Raw genomic sequence first — 20,602 nt, forward strand, 5'->3', positions numbered from 1 at the left:
GCCCGGGAGTCGTTTGCTTTGTCTACTTTTTTCACACTGCTCAGGCAACACTTTCGATAAACCGCTGAACCTCTTGCGGAGACTTTAAAACGACAATTGTCTTCGTTGATGCGACTTGAACGAGTCTTGACTGAATGTCGGGTCGCTGAACGTTTGGATAGTTCCAAATCCACTTCAAAAAAGCAACATCGATTTTCTCCGGACACCCGGCTGCCATATCCGGTCGGGCCTGATGCCGGTACCGAATCGACCGTTTGAGAATCCGGTAGACACAGGTCGTTCGCGGTAAATCAAGAAAGATGATCGTATCCGCGGCGTTCAACCGAAGATCCATCGTCCCGCCGTAGTTTCCGTCGATGATCCAGTCGTCTCGGCTGACCAATTCCTTTTGAATTCGTTGTTGTTCTTCGCGTGGAACTGCCTGCCAGTCCGCCCGCCACAATAAGCTGTCGAGATGGTGGACGCGAATGCCTAGCCGTTGACCGAGTTGTCTCGCAAGCGTCGACTTACCTGATCCGCCGGAACCAATTAGCATAATCTTTTTCATTCCGTTTCCACCCACTCCAACCGGAACCGTCCGCCGGGTCCAATCTGGTGCAGCAACGCTCGGTCCGCCTCGATTATACGTCCGATGACATTGACGCGTTCATCCGCCGCAAGATTCCGTTTCGTAACCTGCAATTCTCCGGCATATCGTCCGTAACGCAGGTTATCAATTGTCACGGATCCGATGGGACGGTCTGATAAAGTCGCGGGTTCCAGTAGTCCGTTGCCCGGCCGGCCGTAAGCGCGTGACTCGATCGAACGGACGACATCACGGGCCGGATCCATCCGATTTGTATGTACGCTCTTCAACAGTGGATCATCGCCTTGTCCCGTTGCCCGGAGGACAATCACACCCTCTTGATACGCAGCAAACTGCCGTATCGAGTTCTCCGACAAGCTCGGATCCCCGATCAGAATCCGGTCGATGGATGCTTCCAGCTCCAAATAACAGGTAAAAGGCGCTTGTCTCCGATGGTCTTCGAGCGTCGGTAATGTGGCATGGAGCGGACCACGCAGTTGCCCGTCTCCCGGAATGAAGGCTTGGACACGTATGCCTTGTCCGTGAAGCCACGCATTTTTGTCGTTGAACCAGTTCCGATCAAGCCCTGTTTCCGGACGCGGATAATAGTTATGCCACGCCTCGACGTTCTCAAGGATTAGTCCTTCTGCCTTCATCGCATTGAGTTCTTCCGCTGTCACGGTACTGGCGTTTAAGGCAACCATCAGTTGTCTCGACAAATCGGCGACCTGTTTCGGTGTCACACCATAATCAACCCGCAGTCCGGTCACCCCCCATTCGGTTAAGGTATCGGCATCCTCCCACGTCTTGCCGAGCGCGGCAAGGGAAGTCGGGGCGATATCCGCGACGAGTTCCATCTCAAACTGTCGTGCCAATCCCCCTAAAGCCCGCAACCGTTCCGTATACAACGACGGATCGTCTTCCGGAATATGTAACGAGGTAAAGATCGAGGTAAAACCGATTGCCCGCATCTGTCGGATGCTGTCTTTCGCCTCATCTGTCAGTGGTTCACTCAAATAAACGGCAAGTCCTTTCATCTGTTTCACTCCTTCTTGTCAGCGTAGTGCTCAAAGACCGTCAATTGTTACTAAAGTTCCAATATAAGAATTTTTTAGGAGATACTTCATGAATTATGATACCATTAGTACGAGATACATAAAGGAGAGATTGTATGAAACGAATTTTGATTCCGTTCCTGTCGATTGCCTGTCTGGTATTGATCTGGAATGGCTACAGTCAACATGCCGATTCAAAGACGGATCTGTTCCACTATAAACATTCCTATGTCGGCGACAACAGCGCCGTCGCGAATATCGTCAAAGAATTGGCACACCATCAAGAGTTGCATCAGATTGCCCTTGAAACGAAACAAACACCGTATGGCATCCATTTGACTTACAAGGACATCGAGACGGAACAAGTCGAACAGGAGATCAAAGAGACGGTCCTGTTCAACGCAACCTACCTGTTTGTTCTCGTCGATAACGTGGACCGGATTACGTTTACCTTCCCGGATTATACCTTCACCGTGACCCGTGATAAACTGAACGGCTGGTACAACACGCAACTCAGCACAATCGAACAGGAACAAGCAGTCACAAAATTGATTCAGCGTCATTTAAAGTCTGAAACCAAGATCAACCAGTTTTTCGCTGACTGATCCTGAACATGATTTGAGTCAAAAAAGATGGAACATCACCTCAACGTGATGTTCCATCTTTTTGTTGTGTGCTGTTCTTCTACTGGCGTTAAATCCCGTCCGCCATTTCCTCTTTAAACCCAAACCAGAATGTAAATAAGAATCCAAAGACGTACGAGATGACAAGACCGCCGATATACGTCAGGTACATTCCGTTATCGATCAACGGTGTCAACGACAGACCGGACACACCGACCCCAAGCGCCGCCGTTTTCATCGTCGCTTGGAAGGCACCGCCGACTGCGGCTCCCATACAAGCCGTCAGGAATGGACGACCAAGCGGTAACGTAACCCCGTACAGCAACGGTTCACCGATGCCGAGGAACCCAACCGGAATCGCCCCCTTGATAATGTTGCGCAACCGTTGATTCCGTGTCTTGACGAAAATCGCCATCGCTGCTCCGACTTGCCCGGCTCCCGCCATCGCAAGAATCGGCAACAGTGCCGTATTCCCGACGGTGTTGAGCAGTTCCAGATGAATCGGTGTCAATCCGTGATGGAGACCGACCATGACGAGCGGCAGGAAGAATCCGGCCAGTACGGCACCCGCAAGTGGACCACCGACTTCGAGAATCACGTTGATCGCTTTCATGATCCCGTCAGACAGGACACCGGCGACCGGCATGATCGCATAGAGTGCCGTAAAGCCGACAATCAACACGGTGAAGAGTGGCGTAAAGATGATATCAATCGAGACCGGCATGAACCGGCGGATATGTTTTTCGAGATACGTCATCAACCAGGCGGCAAAGATGACCCCAAACAAACCACCCCGACCGACGACAAGCGGTTCACCGTAAATAATTATATCGACGAGTAACGGATTAAATAAAATCCCCCCGGCAATCGCCCCGAGGACCGGCGTGCCGCCGAATTCCTTCGCTGTATTCCACCCGACGAGAATCGCTAAGTAGGCAAAGACGGTACTGCCGATCAGTAACAGAATCTGCATCCACGTTTCTGTCGCATCGACCCCGGCATTTTTCGCAAAGTTCGCCGCTCCGTTGATGATTCCCGATGCGACGAGTCCCGGAATGAGCGGGATGAAGATATTTCCTAAGCGCCGTAAAAAGCGTTTGAACGGCGACTTTTGTTTGTCCTTCACTTTTTGCCGTTCAATCGCGGCCCGTTCTTCAAACGTCAGGTTCTCATCGACCGACTCTTCACCAATCGCAAGACCGGTTTCGCGGCTCAAGTAGTCGGCGACCCGGTTGACCGTTCCCGGTCCGACGACGATTTGCAGCGTCTCGTCATCGATGACACCCATGACACCGTCAATTTGTTTGAGGGCCTGGATGTCCGCTTTCGTCGGATCTTTCAGCGCCAACCGGATACGTGTCATACAGTGGGCCAGTTGCCGGAGGTTGTCTTTTCCGCCGACATGTTCAAGGATGGCGGATGCCAACACTTCTTCCTTCTTCATGTTTGTCCCCCCTTAAAGCGCGTCGCGGACGAATCCGTGCGCACGTTGTAATCGTTCGACCGCCTCAGTATACGAAACGTCCGCTAAAATCATGACGATTGCCGTCTTGACGTGACCATTCGCCGATGTGAAATAACGCGCGGCTGTCTCAAGATCAACCCCTGTCGCTTCCACGATCATCCGTTTGGCCCGGATTTCGAGTTTTTCATTCGTCGATTGGACATCGACCATCAAGTTTTGATAGACCTTCCCGACACCAATCATCGCTGCCGTCGAAATCATGTTCAACACGAGTTTTTGTGCCGTACCGGCCTTCAGGCGTGTCGAGCCGGTCAAGACTTCCGGTCCGGTTTCGACTTCAATCCGGAAGTCCGCGTGTTCACTGATTGCCGCCTGTTTGTTGCAGGACAGGGCAGCCGTCGTCGCACCGACTTCACGTGCATAGTCCAGACCGCCGATCACGTAAGGGGTCCGGCCGCTCGCCGCGATGCCGATGACGGTATCGTTCGCTGTCAGCTGAAGTGCCTGTAAATCTTCGACCGCAAGCGTCTTGCTGTCTTCCGCCCCTTCGACGGCTTTGATGAGTGCCCGTTCGCCCCCGGCAATCAGGCCGACGACCATATCCGGTGAGACGCCAAACGTCGGCACACATTCGGCTGCATCCAGCACACCGAGTCGACCGCTCGTTCCGGCTCCGATATAAATCAATCGTCCGCCCGCTTGAAACGATTGAATGACCCGATCGACGACTTGTTTGATGACCGGGATTTCCTGCTGAATGACCGCAGCAACCGTTTGATCCTCCGCATTCATGACCATCAAGATGTCCTCGACCGACATGTCGTCGAGACGCATCGTCTTTTCATTCCGGCGTTCTGTCGCTAATTTTTCTAACATGACCTTCATCCTCTCTGACAACTCCTTCTACTTCCTATATAAAAAATATAATAACAATTAAATTTAATAATAAATGAAATTTTATTGCAAAAAGAGTCAATAGGGAAAGCCCAATCGGATTGATTGAGCTTACCTATTCCCATCGTCCTTACCGGTTCCAGTTCTTGAACCCGTCTCCAAACTCGAGGTGAAGTGTGTTCCGGAACGTGCCGTCTTTGAACTTCGATACATCAACCGGCAGTTTCCCTTGTGGTTTCACTTCACCAAAGATGGCGCGGATTCCTGCCGGTAAATTTGGTCCGGCTGATTTCGTGTTCCCGGCTTCCGAGTCCGGACCGTTCGGATCCCCCTTGAAGCCGTAGACAAGCAGCTGCGCTTTCGCGTCCGGTTGCACGGCGACATCATACGGATTCCGGAGACTGAGCAGGACGGACGGTGTGTTAGTCCGTTTCGCCTGACGGAACACTTCCGCCGGTACATAATGATCCGCCGACGTCGCTTTCAGCTTGTCACTGTTGTTGACGTTTGAGCCGACGATGATGTAGTCCGCAGCTGCCAGCTTTTCTTGCAGATTCGGATTTTGCTCCAGATGTGGCGTCGACGTCGTATAATTTTCCGTCAATATGTTCACGTGTTTCAGGTTCCCGGCATTTTTCTCAAGCGACCGGATTGTCTTGACCATACTGTCCGTCTGATCTTTTGCCGGCGACAAGACAAGGATTGTCTCCCCTTTTTTGGGTTTGAACGGCAATGTTTTCTTGTCATTTTTGACGAGCGTGACCGCCGCTTCCGTCATTTTTCGTTCGAGCGCCTTATGTTCCGGACTGCCGACGACCGTTTTTGCTTGCGCCAGTTTTTCATCGAGCGTGACCGGTGTGTCCGTTTCATTCCAAATGCCGCGTGTTGCTTTTAACGTCAAAATCCGCGAGACAGACTGATCGATATCCGCTTCCAACAGTTCACCGCTTTCGACAGCTTCAATCACGTCGTCAAAAATCGTCTCGAGTTTCGTCACGTCTTGTGTCGACCGGAGAATCGTCGGCATCAAGGCGATATCGACGCCGGCTTTAAACGTCTTGATGACCGCTTCCGACTCCGTGAAGTTGTCAGCAATCGCCTGCATGTTCAAGGCATCGGTGATGACAAGTCCCTGATACCCGAGCTCTTCCCGCAAGACGCCGGTGATGACGTCATCCGATAACGTCGCCGGTAACGGGAACGTGCCTTGTGTCGATTCGACGACCTCATCTTCGATTTGCGGCATCCCGATATGTCCCGTCATGACCATATCGATTCCTTCAGCAATCGCCCGTTTAAAGGGAATCAGTTCCAGCCGTTTCAGTTCGGCCAGTGATTTATCGACGACCGGCAAACCGTAATGCGAATCCACTTCCGTATCCCCGTGTCCCGGGAAGTGTTTTGCCGTCGCAGCGACACCCTGCTCCTGAATGCCTTGCGTCATCGCTGAACCGAGTTTCCCGACCAGCTGCGGATCACTTGAAAACGACCGGACCCCGATGACCGGATTCCCCGGATTGTTGTTGACGTCTAGGACCGGACCAAAGTTGACGTTGATTCCGAGAGCGTTCAATTCGGACCCGATGATGCCGCCTGCCGCTTCCGCATAGGATGCACTCCGGGTCGCGCCAAGTGCCATGTTGCCCGGTAAATTCGTTCCCGTTCCGAGTCGTGTCACGATCCCGCCTTCCTGGTCAATCGTCACGAACAACGGGATATCGTTGCTTGTATCCTGCTTGACGACCTCCTGCAAGTCATGGACCAGTTTCGTCGTCTGCTCCGTCTCGCTGACGTTTTCCGCAAACAGGATGACGCCCCCTAAATCAAACCGGTCGATGACCCGTCCGACTTCCGGTGCCAGTTGCGTATGATTGACCCCGTCCCATAACCGGAAATCCGGCATGATCATTTGACCGATTTTTTGTTCAAGCGTCATCTGTTCCAGTTGTGCGTCGACCCGTTGCGTAACGGATGGTGTCGTTTCCGCCGCGACCGGTTGTGTTGGCAGCGACGTGGCGAGTAGCGCCGTCGTCAATCCGAGTGTTGCTGTCCAGTTGAGTTTCTGTCCCATATGCTCAGCTCCCCTTTTGTTTTGACCCCTGGCTTGAACTTTTAAATCCTTCTGACCATCCACTATGTTTACCGTCATGCCGTTGATGCCTTCCCCTGCGTTCACCGTTAGTATAACAATCTCCTTAAATAGAAACAATGTTTTATTTGAAAGCGTAATCAATATGAAATAAAATTTCTTACCGGGCGATTCAGACGAAGATTTTTAACTATAAATTTATTTATGGATAACCTCATTTTTATTAATTTGTTTTTACATCAACTCCGCGTTATTCTAATCACGTAGCGAATTACTGAACACATCCAAGGAGGAAATGAACATGAGTAAACACGTCTTAATGGTTGTTACAAATGCAAGCGAAATGAAAGAAGGACACGCAACAGGCATTTGGTTATCCGAGTTCGGCGAAGCCTATGTCGCGTTCCAAAAAGAAGGCTATACGATTACGGTCGCCAGTCCAAACGGTGGACTTTCGCCAATCGACGCCCGCAGCCTCGAAGACGAAGTACCGGCAGACATTCAAGCCACGGCCCCACTGCTCGAAAACACACTCGATTTGAAATCAATCAGCGACTTCAGTCCGTTTGATGCGATCTTCATGCCGGGTGGTCACGGTACGATGTTCGATTTGCCACACAGCGATGCCTTGAACCACGCACTGCGGACGTTGTTCGAAGCGGGTAAAACCGTTGCTGCCGTCTGCCACGGACCAGCTGGACTCGTCAGTGCGACACTGACAGACGGAACACCACTCGTCGCCGGTAAAACGATCGCAACATTCACGGATGAAGAAGAACGTGCGACAGGACTCGACATCTACATGCCGTTCCTGCTTGAGACACGTCTGCGTGAACTTGGTGCGAACATCATCGTCGCCGACAACTTTACAGAAAACGTCCAAGTCGACGGAAATCTTGTAACAGGTCAAAATCCACAATCTACGGTTGCTGTTGCAAATGCCGTCATCAAAACGCTTAACTAATCTACAAGAGACCCGTCTATATTTAGGCGGGTCTCGCTTATGAAAGGAGATAAAATCGATGATTATTCTCATCGCTCAGATTCAGATCAAGCCGGGTCAAAGTGACGCTTTTCTTAATGCCGTTAAAGCAGTTATCGCTCCGTCCCGCGCAGAAGCCGGTTGCCTGCAGTATACCTTCCATCGTGAAGCCGATTCATCAGACCACTTCGTCTTTTACGAGCAGTGGCAGGATCAGACCGCCTTTGATGCGCATATCGCTTCTGATCATTATCAAACGTACCGGACACAGACCGCAGAGTTGGTTCTTGACCGGAAACTGACTTTCTTAGACGAAATCATCTAATTTAGATAAGAACTTAATACCTTTTCTAAAAAAAGTAGGATCCGCAATTGGATCCTACTTTTTGTGTTGCAAGGCAGCTAAAATATCGAGCATCAACGGATCATGCCGCGACTCCGTCCGGTACGCCATGTAGATATGGTTCGTCGCAAAACGTTCCGGTGCAATGACTTGAATCGTATCGTCTTTGAGCGCTTGGCGAATCAAATAATCCGGTAGCACACTGACACCATGCGAAGAAGCAACGGCTTTTAAAATGGCATCGACATTCGGCAACACCATCTCGGGCCTGACGTCCGGTCGTTCACCGAACTGTGTCTGGTAATACCGCCGGATGATCGGCAGTTCGAGCCCATAACTGATCCACGGCTGACGATCCATCCAGCCCTTCAAGTCATCGTCCGGTTGCTCCCAGGCGTGAGGGGCGACGAGGAAAAATGCTTCGTCAGCAATCGGGACAAACTGAATGCCTGGTTCTTCGACACGTTTCGTCGAGATGACAAAGTCGAGTTCACCTGCTGCGAGCCGCTTCAGTAATTGGTCGGTCAGTCCGAAATCGCCGATGTACTGGGCGAGATCAAGCGGTAGGACCGGAATCACTTCGTGGGTAATGAATTCGGTCGGACCACCAAACTTCAACAACGGTCGCACCTGTTCACCTGCGACATATTTCATTTCGAGCGACAGTTCTTCCAAGCGGTCAATCAAACCGACGACTTGCGTATACAGCTCCTTGCCGGCATCCGTCGGAACCATTTGCCGCGGAGCGCGAATAAACAACGAGCTTTGCAATTCCGCCTCGAGTGCCGCGATATGCTGGCTGACGGCGGGTTGCGTCAAAAACCGGATCCGTGCGGCCGCTGAGACCGAACGTTGTTGGTACACATGGATGAAGCTCCGGTACCATTCAAAATCAATCATTGTCTTCGCTCCTTTTCCTGCGATACTTTAAGTATAGGGAGACGTCAGGCATTAGACAAATAATATTTCAAGCAAGCATCCATAATAATATTTATAGTTAGAAAGGATTGATCCAGATGAAAAAATTCAGAGGCAAACACCGATATTTCCGGAATCTGCAAAAGGAACAACAACTCAGCGCCTATCCGCTCGATTTCAGTCCCGACAGCTGGTTCAATTTTTGGCACGTCCATCTTGATTTTGACGGACGCGGAAACGGTCACCTTAAAATGCGAAAAGCACATGTCCAGGCACTGTTCCATCTGATGGATGAGTTAAACGCTGCCCTTCAAACGTGGGGGCAGCCGTATCAGCTCTGGATCGAACTGTCCCGGCTGGATGCAGGATTGGACGCCGTTTTTATCCATACAAACAATCCGAACGACGATAATTTTCCGTTTACCTATCCAACTTTAACGGAACCGACCGAAAGATTGCCGGACTATTTGCAAACCGTCGAGGGTTTGGAGCAATATCAAATCCGGTTGTCCGAACGAATCATATATGATGCGTTCGACGACGAACCGGAAGAAATCACGGATCACATTCTCGTCATCGAACGACGAGGGAGTCGTTACCCTCTTTAACCACTTATATACGGACGGTCCTATGAAAGAAACCGTCCGTCGACAGCGACTGACCTTTAAATTCTTTTGAAAATCATTTTGGAGCAGGCAAGGAACACGATCAGAAGTACGCCGCCGAATACGAGATTGATCAGCCAAGGCAACGTTCCCATAAAGACTTCTCTTGCCGCACCGTTGAACCAGTAAGCTAGAGCCGTGAACAAAACCACACTCATCAGCAGGATAAACGAAAAGCCACTGTCCTGCTTCTGCGTTTTCTTGGCAATCCCGTAACCGATGAGAAAAACAACCATTGCCCCAATTGCAAAATAAATGTAAAACCATGCATCGACCGAAAACATTAACGAACTATTCAAATCGACTACCCCCTATTAAGAAATGAATTTCCTTAATAAGGAATACGCCATCCCCCCCTAATTCCTTTCGACTGATCATACAAACCGATCGCCTGCATCATTCGGTCCTGCATCTCGATGCGATCCAAGACGCCGAGTCCCCCGCTGTTTCGACATGGTTGATCCAGTGCACGACTCCCTTTTTAATATGGTCGGCTTTCGGTTCCCTATTCAGCCGCTTCTTCACGCGGTATGACCGCCTTTTCCGATTCACGATGTCCACCTTACTGGTTTACTCGGCTACAACGATATTTTAATTAAACGGACGGATGCCTATCTGACAGGAGCATTCGTCCGTTTTTTGTTATGATGAATATAGGAATAACAGGATAAAAGGAGTGGTTCGAGCATGCCGATCCGTTGGAAAGAAGAAACCATCGTATTTGAGACCTTTCGTGAGGCAGACGTCTGGGCGGATGCACTCGCAAACGAAATCTACGGTCGTACGATTAACGGTTACTGTACACCAGACTATAAGATTGCCTGTGCCCTGACCTTTTATTTGGCGCATGTGCCGGAATTCCGGGTTCAAACGGCAGAAATACCATTCGAAGATCTCACCTATTATCAAGTATGGGTAGAAATTGTTGAACTCCATGCGTAAGGAAAGGAGAATATCATGAGCGATCCCGTTGAACGGTTACCGTTCTACTTAAAACGCTTTCCGTTTTTTGTGATTTCCTATATTGTTGCTCCTTTGGCCTCCTTGTTGCTGTTGATTCACTGGAAATCGCTCCGTCCTCAAACGCGGGACGCACGGCTGATTGTCTCCTCCTTGTTCCTGTTGTTGTTCCTCGTCGATTTTTTCCCGAGAGGATGGTATCAAAATGCGATGCTTGCCTTTACGCTTACTGTCGGATTGTTTGTCACTTTCATCGGACTACACGGAAAAGAGACACGCTAGACGGGTAATACATCACGCTTAAGTCGTGGCTTACCCACGGACCAGCATTCTGTTTACGATGCCATCAAACACTTTTTTTATCCGGGAATCCGCTTCCTTCTTGAAGTAATGCCTACACAAAAAACGACCGTCTGGAAGACAGACGATCGTTTTTTGTGCGTATCGTTTGATTTGTTCCGCTTAAGAAGATACGACTTCCTCGCCGGTCAAGTCGATATGTCCTTCGCCCCAGGCGCACATCGCGTCTAAGATTGGGCGCAACGACCAACCGTATTCGGATAAGGAATAGATGACTTTCGGCGGCACCTGCTCGTAAACGGTCCGGATGATGACACCGTCCTGTTCAAGCTCGCGCAGTTGTTGCGTCAACATTTTTTGCGTGATGTTCGGCATCAGCTTCTTCAACTCACTCGTCCGGCGTTCGCCTTTGATGAGATGACACATGATGACGACTTTCCATTTGCCTCCGATGACTTGCAGGGTCGCTTCGACCGGAATATTGTAGGCCATGCTGATTCGTCCTTTCGATTCTTGAAGTACAGCGGGACAGGTACTTTTTAGTGCCTATCGCACTTGAAAGTGCGTACTTCTCAAGAAAATTTGATGGGTTTATGATAACAACTGTCAACGGAAAGTACAAGCCGCATTCGTCCATTGCTTTAGTTGAAGGGGGTAAGGTACTTTTTAGTGCCTATAGCACTTAAAAGTACGTACTTCCGTAAATGGATTTCCCGCTCTATGATGGGATCACGCAGAAACGTTTTCTCATCATTCAATGCGAACCGGGCCCGGTCGTTTGGGAACACTTCCGTCATTTACTTTCATCATCCATCTCACTTTAGGAGGAATCATCATGAATCAATTAAACCCGCGTGCCGAACAGGAGCAGGTCCCGCAAAACGGTCGCCTCGCCCTGCTCGCACTTGCTATTAGCGCCTTCGGAATCGGAACAACGGAATTTGTCCCGGTCGGCTTACTCGCTGCCATCGCCGGCGACTTAAACATCGGCATCACCCTGGCCGGTCTGATCATCTCCGGTTATGCTATCGGTGTCGCTGTCGGGGCTCCGATTTTGACTGCTTTGACGAACCGGATGAACCGGAAAACGTTGCTCATGGCGTTGATGGTCGTCTTTATCGCCGGTAATCTCGTCTCTGCCGTCGCTCCGAGTTTTGAACTGTTGATCGTCGCCCGATTTATCACCGCCTTCTCACATGGTGTCTTCTTCTCGATCGGTTCAACGATCGCCGTTCAGCTCGTACCGGCGGATAAAAAAGCCAGTGCCATCGCTTTGATGTTCACCGGACTGACAGTCGCAACCGTCACGGGTGTCCCGCTCGGCACGTTCATCGGTCAAGCATTCGGTTGGCGCGCGACGTTCTTCGCTGTTGCTGCATTAGGTCTTGTCTCAATTATCGCCAGTTTCTTCTTGATTCCAAAAGACTTGAAACAATCTCCACCGGCGAAGTTTTCCGATATGTTTAAACTGTTGACGAACGGCCGCCTGATGCTCGGTTTCCTGATCACGGCACTGGGTTACGGCGGAACATTCGTCGCCTTCACCTACTTGACGCCGATCATGCAGGACGTCACAAAAATCAGTCCGAGCCTAATCAGCATCATTCTGCTCGTGTACGGCATTGCCGTCGCGATCGGCAATGCCGTCGGCGGAAAACTCGCCAACGGTAACCCGATCAAAGCGTTGTTTTATATGTTCATTCTCCACGCCATCGTCATGATTGCCTTGTCGTTCATGATTCCGTTTAAAGTTGCCGGGATCATCGGGATTATCTTGATGGGGCTGCTCGCCTTCATGAATGTCCCGGGACTCCAACTTTATATCGTCCAGTTGGCGGAAAAATATGTCCCGGCTGCCGTTGATGTCGCGTCCGCGTTAAACATCTCCGCCTTTAACATCGGGATCGCACTTGGTGCAACAATCGGCGGACTCGTCGCCGACACAATCGGACTTGTGCATACACCGTGGGTCGGTGGCATCATGGTCATTTTGGCCGTCATTTTGACTGCGGTCTCCCGTCGTCTTGAACGCCTATGACATGACGTCTGATGTACACGGAGTTGTCGAACGACCGGCAGCCATCATCGCCTGACACCAATCGGTGAGAGTTTGCAGCCCATCTTTAAAAACAAACCCGGCCTCCGCTTACGGATGCTGGGTTTTATCTCGTTGCGACAATCGTGAATTCCCACGGGATGTTTTCACCGTTCCACCCCCGATGTTCGTCCAGTTGCGCGAGCCTGAAGCCGCTGCTGATGACGGTGTTCACGATCTCACTCATCGTATAGTGCCGCAACATCACTTTTGGAAAATCCGCTTGTTCAGCCGGATCAAAATGGGATTGGTACGCAATGTTCTCTTCATATGTATCCTGATCAAAATAACGCGGGATGTAGTGTAACTCCTGATTAATACAATGTTTGATCGGATGATAGTCACTCAAAATCAATTTCCCGCCCGGTTTGAGCAAGGCAAACAAAATCGCCGTGAACGCCTCAAGGTCATGAAAATAATGCAATATCCCGCCTTCAAGATACAGAACATCGAACTGGTGCTGATAGGCATGCAAATCGATATCATAAATATCGCCGACGACATACTCGATCTCTGTCTCGGCGCATGCGGCAAGCTCGAGTGCATACCGGCGATTGGCTTCCGAGATGTCGAAGACCGTGACGTCCGCACCCAGCAGTGCGAGCGGAACCGCCTTGCGACCGTTTGATCCACACACATTGGCAATCCGTTTGCCGGTCACTTCCTGAAAATAGTCCTGATGTTTCTTAAGACTTGCTTTCGGGTTAGCCATAATTTCTTTTGCCTTGTCAGACGGTGCCCCGTCACGTTGATTCCAAAATTCATAGGCCCGGTATTCCCAAGCGGTTTTGTTGATCGCACTCTGTTGTTTCATCTGATCAACTCCTTCTCCTGTTATGTTGAATTATAAAGTGAAAACGTGATAAATGTGTTATGTCTAAAAAAACAGCACACTTAACGCTTTACTTTGAGTTCTTATGAACTTATAATCAAAATATAAACAGAACACCACTTAAAAGGAGGAAGCGCTGTTGACACTATTGATTGTATTTTTAGCCATCGTCTTCATCATGCTCGCACTGGACCTTGGCGTATTTCACAGGAAAGCCCATGAGGTCTCGCTTCGAGAAGCTTGGACCTGGACGTTCGTCTGGATCGGACTTGCCGTCGCCTTTGGCGGTTGGTTATTCTATGCGCAAGGCAGCGACGCTGCAATTGAATACACGAGCGTTTATTTCATCGAAAAGGCACTTGCGATTGATAACGTCTTCGTCTTCTCACTCGTCTTTGCTTACTTTGCGATTCCGTTGAAGTACCAGCACAAAGTCTTGTTCTGGGGAATCCTCGGTGCTATCTTCTTCCGCGTCATCTTCATCGTCGCAGGGGTTTCGCTTCTTGAGAACTTCGCTTGGGTCTACTACATCTTCGGTGCTTTCCTCGTCTACACCGGTTACATGATGTTCAAGAACATCGGGCAGGAAACGTCGCTTGAAGAGAACAAAACAGTCCGTTGGTTGGAAAAACGATTGCCGATCACACAAGACATCTCGTCTGGTAAGTTTACGCAGCGGATTAACGGTAAGTTGTTCTTCACACCGTTACTGATCGCACTGATCTTCATCGAGATTTCGGATATCGTCTTCGCCGTCGACTCGGTCGCTGCAAGCTTCGCGTACTCACGTGATCCGTTTATCATCTTCTATGCGAACATCATGGCCATCCTCGGACTCCGTAGTCTCTACTTCGTCCTTGCGAACCTGATTGATCGCTTCTACTACCTGAAACACGGTCTGAGCTTCATGCTCGTCTTCATCGGGGCGAAGATGATTCTCGGTGATGTCTACAAAATGCCAATCTGGATGTCGCTCGGAACGATTGTCCTAGTCATCCTGATCAGTGTCTTCTACAGCTTCTATAAGACGAAGCCCGGGAAGTAAATTCGTATAACAGTAAACAGGGAGCGGATCATTTGATCCACTCCCTGTTTTTGACGAAGCCAATTACCACGAAAAAAAGGTGAAAGTACATCCGGTCATCATGGATGTCTTTCACCTTTTTTTTATGACATAAACAGATCAGCTGTTGACGACTTGTTCCACCGGTTCTTCAGCCATGATTGGCCGATTGATTGACAGTTGTTCGCCGTCTTTTAACCGTTTTTTAAATTCAGCAGTCGCTGTAAACAGAACATCGGTCGAAGAGTTGAGTCCTGTTTCAAATGAATCTTGTAATACACTGATGATGAATCCGACAGCGATGACTTGCATCGCGATCTCATTCGGAATACCAAACAGGCTACACGCAAGCGGAATCAACAGGAGTGATCCGCCCGCAACACCGGAAGCACCACAGGCACAGACAGCAGCCAGGACGCTTAAGATGATGGCCGTCGGAAGATCGACCGGGATGTTAAGCGTGTTCACCGCAGCAAGGGTCAAGACCGAAATCGTTACGGCTGCGCCCGCCATGTTAACTGTCGCCCCAAGCGGAATCGAGATTGCGTATGTCTCTTTATCGAGACCAAGCTTTTTACACAATTCCATGTTGACAGGAATGTTAGCAGCCGAGCTTCGCGTGAAGAATGCCGTAATTCCACTCTCGCGGAGGCATTTGAATACAAGCGGATAAGGATTTTGACGGACGTTGATGAAAACAATCAGTGGATTGACGATCAGCGCAACAAACAGCATCGTACCAATCAAAAGAACAAGTAATTTACCATAGTTGAGAAGTGATCCGAGACCATTTTTTGTAATCGACTCAATCACAATCCCCATAATTCCGAGCGGAGCGAGTTTAATGATCCAACCGACCATTTTTGCGATTGCATCCGAGAAATTAGAAACGAAGGTTTTCGTCGAATCCGAAGCATTTTTCAGTGCTAATCCCAACACGATGGCCCACGTTAAAATACCAATGTAATTGCCTTGGACTAACGCATTGACCGGATTGTCCACCATATTCAGGACAAGTGTCCGGATGACTTCAATCGCATTACCCGGAGCAGCTAATTTCTCCGTACTCTCGGTCAGCGCGATGTTGACAGGGAAAAGGAAACTGAATGCGACAGCAACGGCTCCCGCTAAGAACGTACCGAGGAGATACAAGAAGACAATCGACTTCATGTTCGTCTGTTGTCCCTTTTTATGCTGCACAATAGCTGCCATAACTAGGAAAAATACTAAAATAGGCGCAACTGCCTTCAGCGCGGAAACAAACAGTGTTCCAAAGATGGTTAAGGATTGTGCTGCTTCAGGAATTGATACAGCTAAGATAATACCAATAATCAAACCGACTGCAATTTGTTTCACTAAACTGATTTGGTTCCACATCTTCAACAATTTCATACGTTCCCCTCCAGGCTCAAAACGAATAAGTTATTTAGAATTTGAAAAACGACGATTTCTCTCTCTCTCTCTTCTATCCAAAAAAAGACGGATAGTCTGTTCGTTCATTTTTCTAAAAATTCTATCAGTTTGTTGTTCTCTATTTTTACATAAAACTCATGAAATAAAAACTAGTTTTTTGCAAGAAATATGATTTGTTTATGATGACTCTTTAATAGAACAGGTATGCAATCGCTTGCATAATTAAGAGATTGAGGTGCTTCCTTTTCTTCTGATTTTCGTTTATTTGCTTGAAAAATAACGAAAATGGACTGACCAATTTGAAAAAATGAACCTTCATTTTTCGCGACAATCGTTTCCATTAAAATAAATAAAAAAAGCATCTAAAAAGGATGCTTTTTGTCGTAAAATCATGCTGTTTTTTTACTTTTTCGTCATGTATACTTCAATGATTTTTGTGTATAACGCGTCCAACCGCGCATTCTCTTGTACCATGATCGTTTCTTTTGTGTTCGTGAATAGTTGATTCGCTTCTTCAAATTTTCCGGCGTAAATCAGCAGCTTGATTGCGCCGCGTTTGTCTCCGACGATTTCCGATGATTCTTCCCGCGCATCAAGCAGCCGATCATTGACTTGATCCATAATTTCGGCTTTTGCATCCGCACTGAAGTTATTCGCATTCAGATAGTTTCTCAAACGATCGGCGTAGTCCTTATAGCTAAGCACTGTTAAGGCTTCTGTAATGGATCCGTACTGGTTTTCAAATGACTTGATTTGGTTCTTTTCGTAGTCAACGATCACTTTATACAAGGCCTGTCCTTCTTTGGTCAACACTTTTGATGTCGTCGTCAAACGGGCTGTCTCTTTTTTCAAAGCAGCAATTCGTTTGTCCGCCACCTTTTTTTCTTTCTGCGTGTTTACTTCTTTAATCAATTTTTTGAGGGCTGTCGCTTCTTTTTGTGCCTTCTTGCGATCAGTCATATATTGTTTTGATTTTTTGTTATTAGCATCCACTTTGGCGCGGTAAACAGAATCCGTGATGTAGTCCGGTACTTTGATTCCGCCTAGATTTCCCAGATGGAATAATGTGCTGTCATACGACGCCACGACTTTGGTTTGTTTGGCCCGGTACTTTTTATAGTCAAATTTTTTCTTAGCGACTTGGGTCGTTTTGGTTGCCGCATCCGCTACATTGTTGTTTACTCCGACTCCCGTCAATACAAGAGCCGTTACAAGCGTACTCGCCACCGCTTTACGAACCGTTACCTTTTTCATACGTTCACGTCCTTTTTTTATGTGGGTTGTGTTTCAGTCAGTTTCTGCATAAGAAAATAAGTAAATATATTCCATGCATTCAGTTTAGCATTTTTGGTGCGCATTGTTGAATAGAATTCATACGGGTTACCACTTTATTTTATCTTCCGGAATGACGAGATAAATTCCTAAAACAATCAGAATTCCGAACAGGACATAATCAGTTGTCGGTAAACCACCTCCCCAAGCAAGATCTCCGTCTTTCGTGACTATGATCGATCCCACTTCAGCAATTGTGTCCGTCATTTTATTGAGTTGAATGATCAGCATGCTGAACAAAACCGTCTGCACGATAATCAAAACACCGATCCATTTTTTCATGTCCATCTCCTCCTGCTCAAGGTTATAATACTGTTGCGATTTCCGGATAACTGTGTTGTACGGCGAAGTCGAGTGCCGTTTTCCCTTTACACTTTGATGATTTCGATCTGCTCCGTATTTTAATTTTGTCTTTGCTTTTCAACTGTTATCGAATTGAGCGCCGTCATCATATGTACTGGTAGAGCACTTTGGAATTACAACATGCCTTACCAAAGGATCTCTTCATGTGCTTCCTGTTCCTTTAATTTAATGTATAGAAAAAGAAGAAAACGACTTAAACCGTTTCCTTCCTCTTGGTACGTCGAATCAAGAAACGTTCCAAATACAATAACGAAAACACAACTGCCAACTTGATGAAAAAACTGAGTACCATCATTAATGGCTTTTTGTCATATGTCAGGTACATCGAAATATAGTACGAGACCGTGACAAGAATCATGAAGTACAAAAAATAGCGGACATAACGCATGACGCTCCTCCTTATGTTTTCACATTCTATAGAGCGCAAGACCAGTAATCGTCCGCTTGAACTTCGGATGATCTACAATCCGATCCGTAAAGTTTTGAATCCAGTAGTCTGCAACCATCGTTGTCTCTTGTCGTTGAATGACTTGCAAAATAGTTAAAAACTGCGGGGCATATTCGAGTTCCATCGCTTCGACGATCGTCAATCCTTTTAGGAAAAACCGACTCGCTTCTTGCTCTTCGCCGAGTTCGAGATACAACATACCGATATGGAGCAGCATACTCGATTTTGCTCTCGGTTCTTCAAGACGAACGACGTGTTTCACTAACAAAGCAATCGCTCGTCGTCTCATATCGAGAATCGACAGTTGTGTAGCGGCGTGGGTGACCCAGGTGTAACGATTCATGCTTAACTCCTTTACCTGTTAAAAGCTAGTTTGTTTTTTTCGTTTAATCATCAAGAGAACAACCAGGAGGAGAACCTCAAGAATCAGGAAGATACCTCCAAAGAAATAGACGACCAGAACCTGACTGACGCCGTCGATTGCCACTGCAAAAAACCAAATCAAGGAAATGGCGAGTGTATAGGTAAAGTTGACTACCGTTCCTCGTAACAGACTTGCTTTTAAGTTCCTCGTGTTGCGAGCTTGACTGATAATGACGATGATTGCTCCCATTGCCCAGATGACTAAAAAAAGCTCAAAAATAAAATCATCATTCCATTGTACGCTCATTACATGACTCTCCTTCTCGCATCGACTGACTCCGTTCATGAGTCATGCAGATTAACATGATACCTATATTTTACAGGATCGTTAAGCTCATACGTCTTCCGAAAGTTGAGCGAATGAGATTTTAAGTTTCACTCCTCCCAATCAGTATATTCTTTTATCTTTCGTCTGCTGACACGTTCACCTTGTCCGATGTGGTCTGTTTCTTTCAGGTGGTATTGGACGAAAAGTAACACCAACATCACCCCAGACAAAACCGAGACAGTGGCATAGTACGGTTGCACTTCCCGTTCCAGTTCAAAAGCAGATAACACCTGTAAGAGCGTCAAAACACCAAGCATTCCGTGAAAATACCGTCGGAAAAGTGATGGCAGACCGGCTTGCCCAAACGTCTCGTACCAGACGAACAATCCTAAGCCAAACGCCAATCCATTTAAGATCGTAGAAGGAATGAGAAAAAGAACAATCCCAAGTGCAAGAAACAGCCACGCATAACGAATTGCCGGCTTAAAAAAGGCCGGATCAAGCGGTAGTTCTTCCGGTTCATCGATGACATGCGTTGCCCGCTCTTCCTCTGTCAGCGGTCGAAAGCCGAGTGCTTCTTTTTCTTCCGTTAACTGACACATTCGCTTTTTCAGGCCGACATAAAATGGAAATCGTTCTGTGGTGACCTCTCCTTCGTTCGTTTGACCATTTGTTTGCTCCTGGACGGAGATCTGATAAAGCGTCTGTCCCACCTGGTAACAGACCCAGTAATCGACGGTTTGGCTAATCTCTCGTTTTAATTGAATGAGTGGTGCCTGTTTATCCTTCATGCTGCGTAATCTCCTTCGTCGTCAGGTCCTTCAGTTGTTGAGTCGCGTACAGCAAGAGGATAAATCCTGCGATAAGGCAGACGGTTCCGTTGGCAGAAAGATTAAATGGTTTTAAATATTCTTTTGATGAACCGGCTAATATAAAAAAGAATATGCCTCCCGACCAACGATAAAAGCGGGCACGGGCTGTTTTCCCTTCGATGTAAATCGGATAAAAGAAAGGAAAGAACACAAGCGGAACATATCCCGGGATTGGTAACAGTCCGGTCAATGTCGATAATCCGCACAGCATGAGCAATAGAGCACTCAGGAGGCGCAGTTTGATGTTGCGCCGATCTGCGCGGTAGTCCATCGCCTCAGATTGAGAAAAAGGTGCTTTCAAATACCCATCCTCCATCTTTTGAAGCATCCATTCTTTTTTCTGACGATAGGCGGCAAACGTATTTTTAAAAAGCATACGGACAGTCGCCGTCTCTTCGTTAATTTCAATCATATCGTCACTATCCGGGGCCGGTTCTTTCCGGGCAACGCCTTCCCTGACGAATAACGTGCGTCCTTCTTGGTGATAGACGACATGATAGACTTCATCGTCGATTTGTTTTAACAATTGAATCATGCTGGTAGCTCCCTTTATTCTGCTCTATATGAATTAATACCATTGATCGGCTTCAGACGTTCAGCCGTATCTGATGAATGATTCCAGCCTCCTGTTTCT

25 protein-coding genes are annotated in these 20,602 nt (G+C 48.0%); 8 read left to right on the forward strand and 17 right to left on the reverse strand.

Features of this window, described 5'->3' with window-relative positions:
• Positions 1-40: 40 nt before the first annotated feature.
• Together P404_RS0100275 and P404_RS0100280 are read right to left on the reverse strand one after the other, a co-directional pair.
• On the reverse strand, positions 41-547 hold the full coding sequence (locus P404_RS0100275; protein ID WP_026829650.1) for a DNA topology modulation protein: 507 nt from the start codon (positions 545-547) through the stop codon (positions 41-43).
• Positions 544-1,602 (reverse strand): DUF871 domain-containing protein, encoded by a 1,059-nt coding sequence (locus tag P404_RS0100280; protein ID WP_026829651.1) that lies wholly within the window; start codon positions 1,600-1,602, stop codon positions 544-546. Before P404_RS0100280 ends, P404_RS0100275 begins: the two co-directional genes overlap by 4 nt.
• 134 nt (positions 1,603-1,736) lie before the next feature.
• On the opposite strand from P404_RS0100280, the gene P404_RS0100285 reads away from it, so the two are divergent.
• Positions 1,737-2,225, forward strand: a complete 489-nt coding sequence (locus P404_RS0100285; protein ID WP_026829652.1) for a DUF4825 domain-containing protein — start codon at positions 1,737-1,739, stop codon at positions 2,223-2,225.
• Between the two features lie 88 nt (positions 2,226-2,313).
• On the opposite strand, the gene P404_RS0100290 is transcribed toward P404_RS0100285, so the two are convergent.
• The 3 genes from P404_RS0100290 to P404_RS0100300 form a co-directional block, all read right to left on the reverse strand.
• Positions 2,314-3,687, reverse strand: a complete 1,374-nt coding sequence (locus tag P404_RS0100290) for a PTS transporter subunit EIIC (RefSeq protein ID WP_026829653.1) — start codon at positions 3,685-3,687, stop codon at positions 2,314-2,316.
• A gap of 12 nt (positions 3,688-3,699) precedes the next feature.
• Positions 3,700-4,584, reverse strand: a complete 885-nt coding sequence (gene murQ / locus P404_RS0100295; RefSeq protein ID WP_026829654.1) for an N-acetylmuramic acid 6-phosphate etherase — start codon at positions 4,582-4,584, stop codon at positions 3,700-3,702.
• Between the two features lie 148 nt (positions 4,585-4,732).
• The gene (locus P404_RS0100300; RefSeq protein WP_026829655.1) at positions 4,733-6,673 is read right to left on the reverse strand and encodes a glycoside hydrolase family 3 protein; all 1,941 of its coding nucleotides are present in this window, start codon (positions 6,671-6,673) and stop codon (positions 4,733-4,735) included.
• A 319-nt stretch (positions 6,674-6,992) separates the two neighbouring features.
• Between P404_RS0100300 and P404_RS0100305 the strand changes: the two genes are divergently transcribed.
• The gene (locus P404_RS0100305) at positions 6,993-7,655 is read left to right on the forward strand and encodes a type 1 glutamine amidotransferase domain-containing protein (RefSeq protein ID WP_026829656.1); all 663 of its coding nucleotides are present in this window, start codon (positions 6,993-6,995) and stop codon (positions 7,653-7,655) included.
• Positions 7,656-7,713: 58 nt separating this feature from the next.
• Positions 7,714-7,998, forward strand: a complete 285-nt coding sequence (locus tag P404_RS0100310; RefSeq protein ID WP_026829657.1) for a putative quinol monooxygenase — start codon at positions 7,714-7,716, stop codon at positions 7,996-7,998.
• Between the two features lie 54 nt (positions 7,999-8,052).
• Here P404_RS0100310 and P404_RS0100315 read toward each other — a convergent pair whose 3' ends face one another.
• Positions 8,053-8,916 (reverse strand): LysR family transcriptional regulator, encoded by an 864-nt coding sequence (locus P404_RS0100315; protein ID WP_026829658.1) that lies wholly within the window; start codon positions 8,914-8,916, stop codon positions 8,053-8,055.
• Between the two features lie 116 nt (positions 8,917-9,032).
• Between P404_RS0100315 and P404_RS0100320 the strand changes: the two genes are divergently transcribed.
• On the forward strand, positions 9,033-9,542 hold the full coding sequence (locus tag P404_RS0100320) for a hypothetical protein (protein WP_026829659.1): 510 nt from the start codon (positions 9,033-9,035) through the stop codon (positions 9,540-9,542).
• Positions 9,543-9,598: 56 nt separating this feature from the next.
• Here the strand turns inward: P404_RS0100320 and P404_RS0100325 are convergent, their stop codons facing one another.
• A complete protein-coding gene (locus tag P404_RS0100325; protein ID WP_026829660.1) occupies positions 9,599-9,898 on the reverse strand; it encodes a hypothetical protein in 300 nt (99 codons plus the stop codon).
• Positions 9,899-10,292: 394 nt separating this feature from the next.
• Between P404_RS0100325 and P404_RS0100330 the strand changes: the two genes are divergently transcribed.
• Both P404_RS0100330 and P404_RS0100335 read left to right on the forward strand, forming a co-directional pair.
• Positions 10,293-10,541 (forward strand): hypothetical protein, encoded by a 249-nt coding sequence (locus P404_RS0100330; protein WP_026829661.1) that lies wholly within the window; start codon positions 10,293-10,295, stop codon positions 10,539-10,541.
• A gap of 15 nt (positions 10,542-10,556) precedes the next feature.
• A complete protein-coding gene (locus tag P404_RS0100335) occupies positions 10,557-10,841 on the forward strand; it encodes a hypothetical protein (protein WP_026829662.1) in 285 nt (94 codons plus the stop codon).
• Between the two features lie 180 nt (positions 10,842-11,021).
• Here P404_RS0100335 and P404_RS0100340 read toward each other — a convergent pair whose 3' ends face one another.
• Positions 11,022-11,351 (reverse strand): winged helix-turn-helix transcriptional regulator, encoded by a 330-nt coding sequence (locus tag P404_RS0100340; RefSeq protein WP_026829663.1) that lies wholly within the window; start codon positions 11,349-11,351, stop codon positions 11,022-11,024.
• Positions 11,352-11,694: 343 nt separating this feature from the next.
• Between P404_RS0100340 and P404_RS0100345 the strand changes: the two genes are divergently transcribed.
• Positions 11,695-12,897 (forward strand): MFS transporter, encoded by a 1,203-nt coding sequence (locus tag P404_RS0100345; RefSeq protein WP_026829664.1) that lies wholly within the window; start codon positions 11,695-11,697, stop codon positions 12,895-12,897.
• Positions 12,898-13,021: 124 nt separating this feature from the next.
• On the opposite strand, the gene P404_RS0100350 is transcribed toward P404_RS0100345, so the two are convergent.
• The gene (locus P404_RS0100350; protein ID WP_026829665.1) at positions 13,022-13,768 is read right to left on the reverse strand and encodes a class I SAM-dependent methyltransferase; all 747 of its coding nucleotides are present in this window, start codon (positions 13,766-13,768) and stop codon (positions 13,022-13,024) included.
• A gap of 157 nt (positions 13,769-13,925) precedes the next feature.
• Between P404_RS0100350 and P404_RS0100355 the strand changes: the two genes are divergently transcribed.
• Positions 13,926-14,831: a TerC family protein gene (locus P404_RS0100355; protein WP_026829666.1), complete on the forward strand. Its 906-nt coding sequence runs from the start codon at positions 13,926-13,928 to the stop codon at positions 14,829-14,831.
• Between the two features lie 138 nt (positions 14,832-14,969).
• On the opposite strand, the gene sstT is transcribed toward P404_RS0100355, so the two are convergent.
• The 8 genes from sstT to P404_RS0100400 form a co-directional block, all read right to left on the reverse strand.
• Entirely contained in the window at positions 14,970-16,241 is a 1,272-nt protein-coding gene (gene sstT, locus P404_RS0100360; RefSeq protein ID WP_026829667.1) for a serine/threonine transporter SstT, read from the reverse strand.
• 423 nt (positions 16,242-16,664) lie between these two features.
• The gene (locus tag P404_RS0100370) at positions 16,665-17,516 is read right to left on the reverse strand and encodes a hypothetical protein (RefSeq protein WP_026829669.1); all 852 of its coding nucleotides are present in this window, start codon (positions 17,514-17,516) and stop codon (positions 16,665-16,667) included.
• A gap of 126 nt (positions 17,517-17,642) precedes the next feature.
• Complete coding sequence (locus P404_RS0100375) at positions 17,643-17,876, reverse strand: hypothetical protein (protein ID WP_236624172.1); 234 nt, start codon at positions 17,874-17,876, stop codon at positions 17,643-17,645.
• A gap of 274 nt (positions 17,877-18,150) precedes the next feature.
• Positions 18,151-18,345: a hypothetical protein gene (locus tag P404_RS0100380; RefSeq protein WP_026829670.1), complete on the reverse strand. Its 195-nt coding sequence runs from the start codon at positions 18,343-18,345 to the stop codon at positions 18,151-18,153.
• A 19-nt stretch (positions 18,346-18,364) separates the two neighbouring features.
• Complete coding sequence (locus tag P404_RS0100385; RefSeq protein ID WP_014970234.1) at positions 18,365-18,748, reverse strand: hypothetical protein; 384 nt, start codon at positions 18,746-18,748, stop codon at positions 18,365-18,367.
• A gap of 18 nt (positions 18,749-18,766) precedes the next feature.
• A complete protein-coding gene (locus P404_RS0100390) occupies positions 18,767-19,075 on the reverse strand; it encodes a hypothetical protein (protein ID WP_026829671.1) in 309 nt (102 codons plus the stop codon).
• A 128-nt stretch (positions 19,076-19,203) separates the two neighbouring features.
• Entirely contained in the window at positions 19,204-19,887 is a 684-nt protein-coding gene (locus tag P404_RS0100395) for a hypothetical protein (protein ID WP_026829672.1), read from the reverse strand.
• Positions 19,877-20,503, reverse strand: a complete 627-nt coding sequence (locus tag P404_RS0100400; protein ID WP_026829673.1) for a hypothetical protein — start codon at positions 20,501-20,503, stop codon at positions 19,877-19,879. Before P404_RS0100400 ends, P404_RS0100395 begins: the two co-directional genes overlap by 11 nt.
• Between the last annotated feature and the right edge of the window lie 99 nt (positions 20,504-20,602).

Origin of the sequence: Exiguobacterium antarcticum DSM 14480 (genome assembly GCF_000685865.1) — a bacterium.
In the GTDB taxonomy this organism is placed as follows: Bacteria; Bacillota; Bacilli; order Exiguobacteriales; family Exiguobacteriaceae; genus Exiguobacterium_A; species Exiguobacterium_A antarcticum.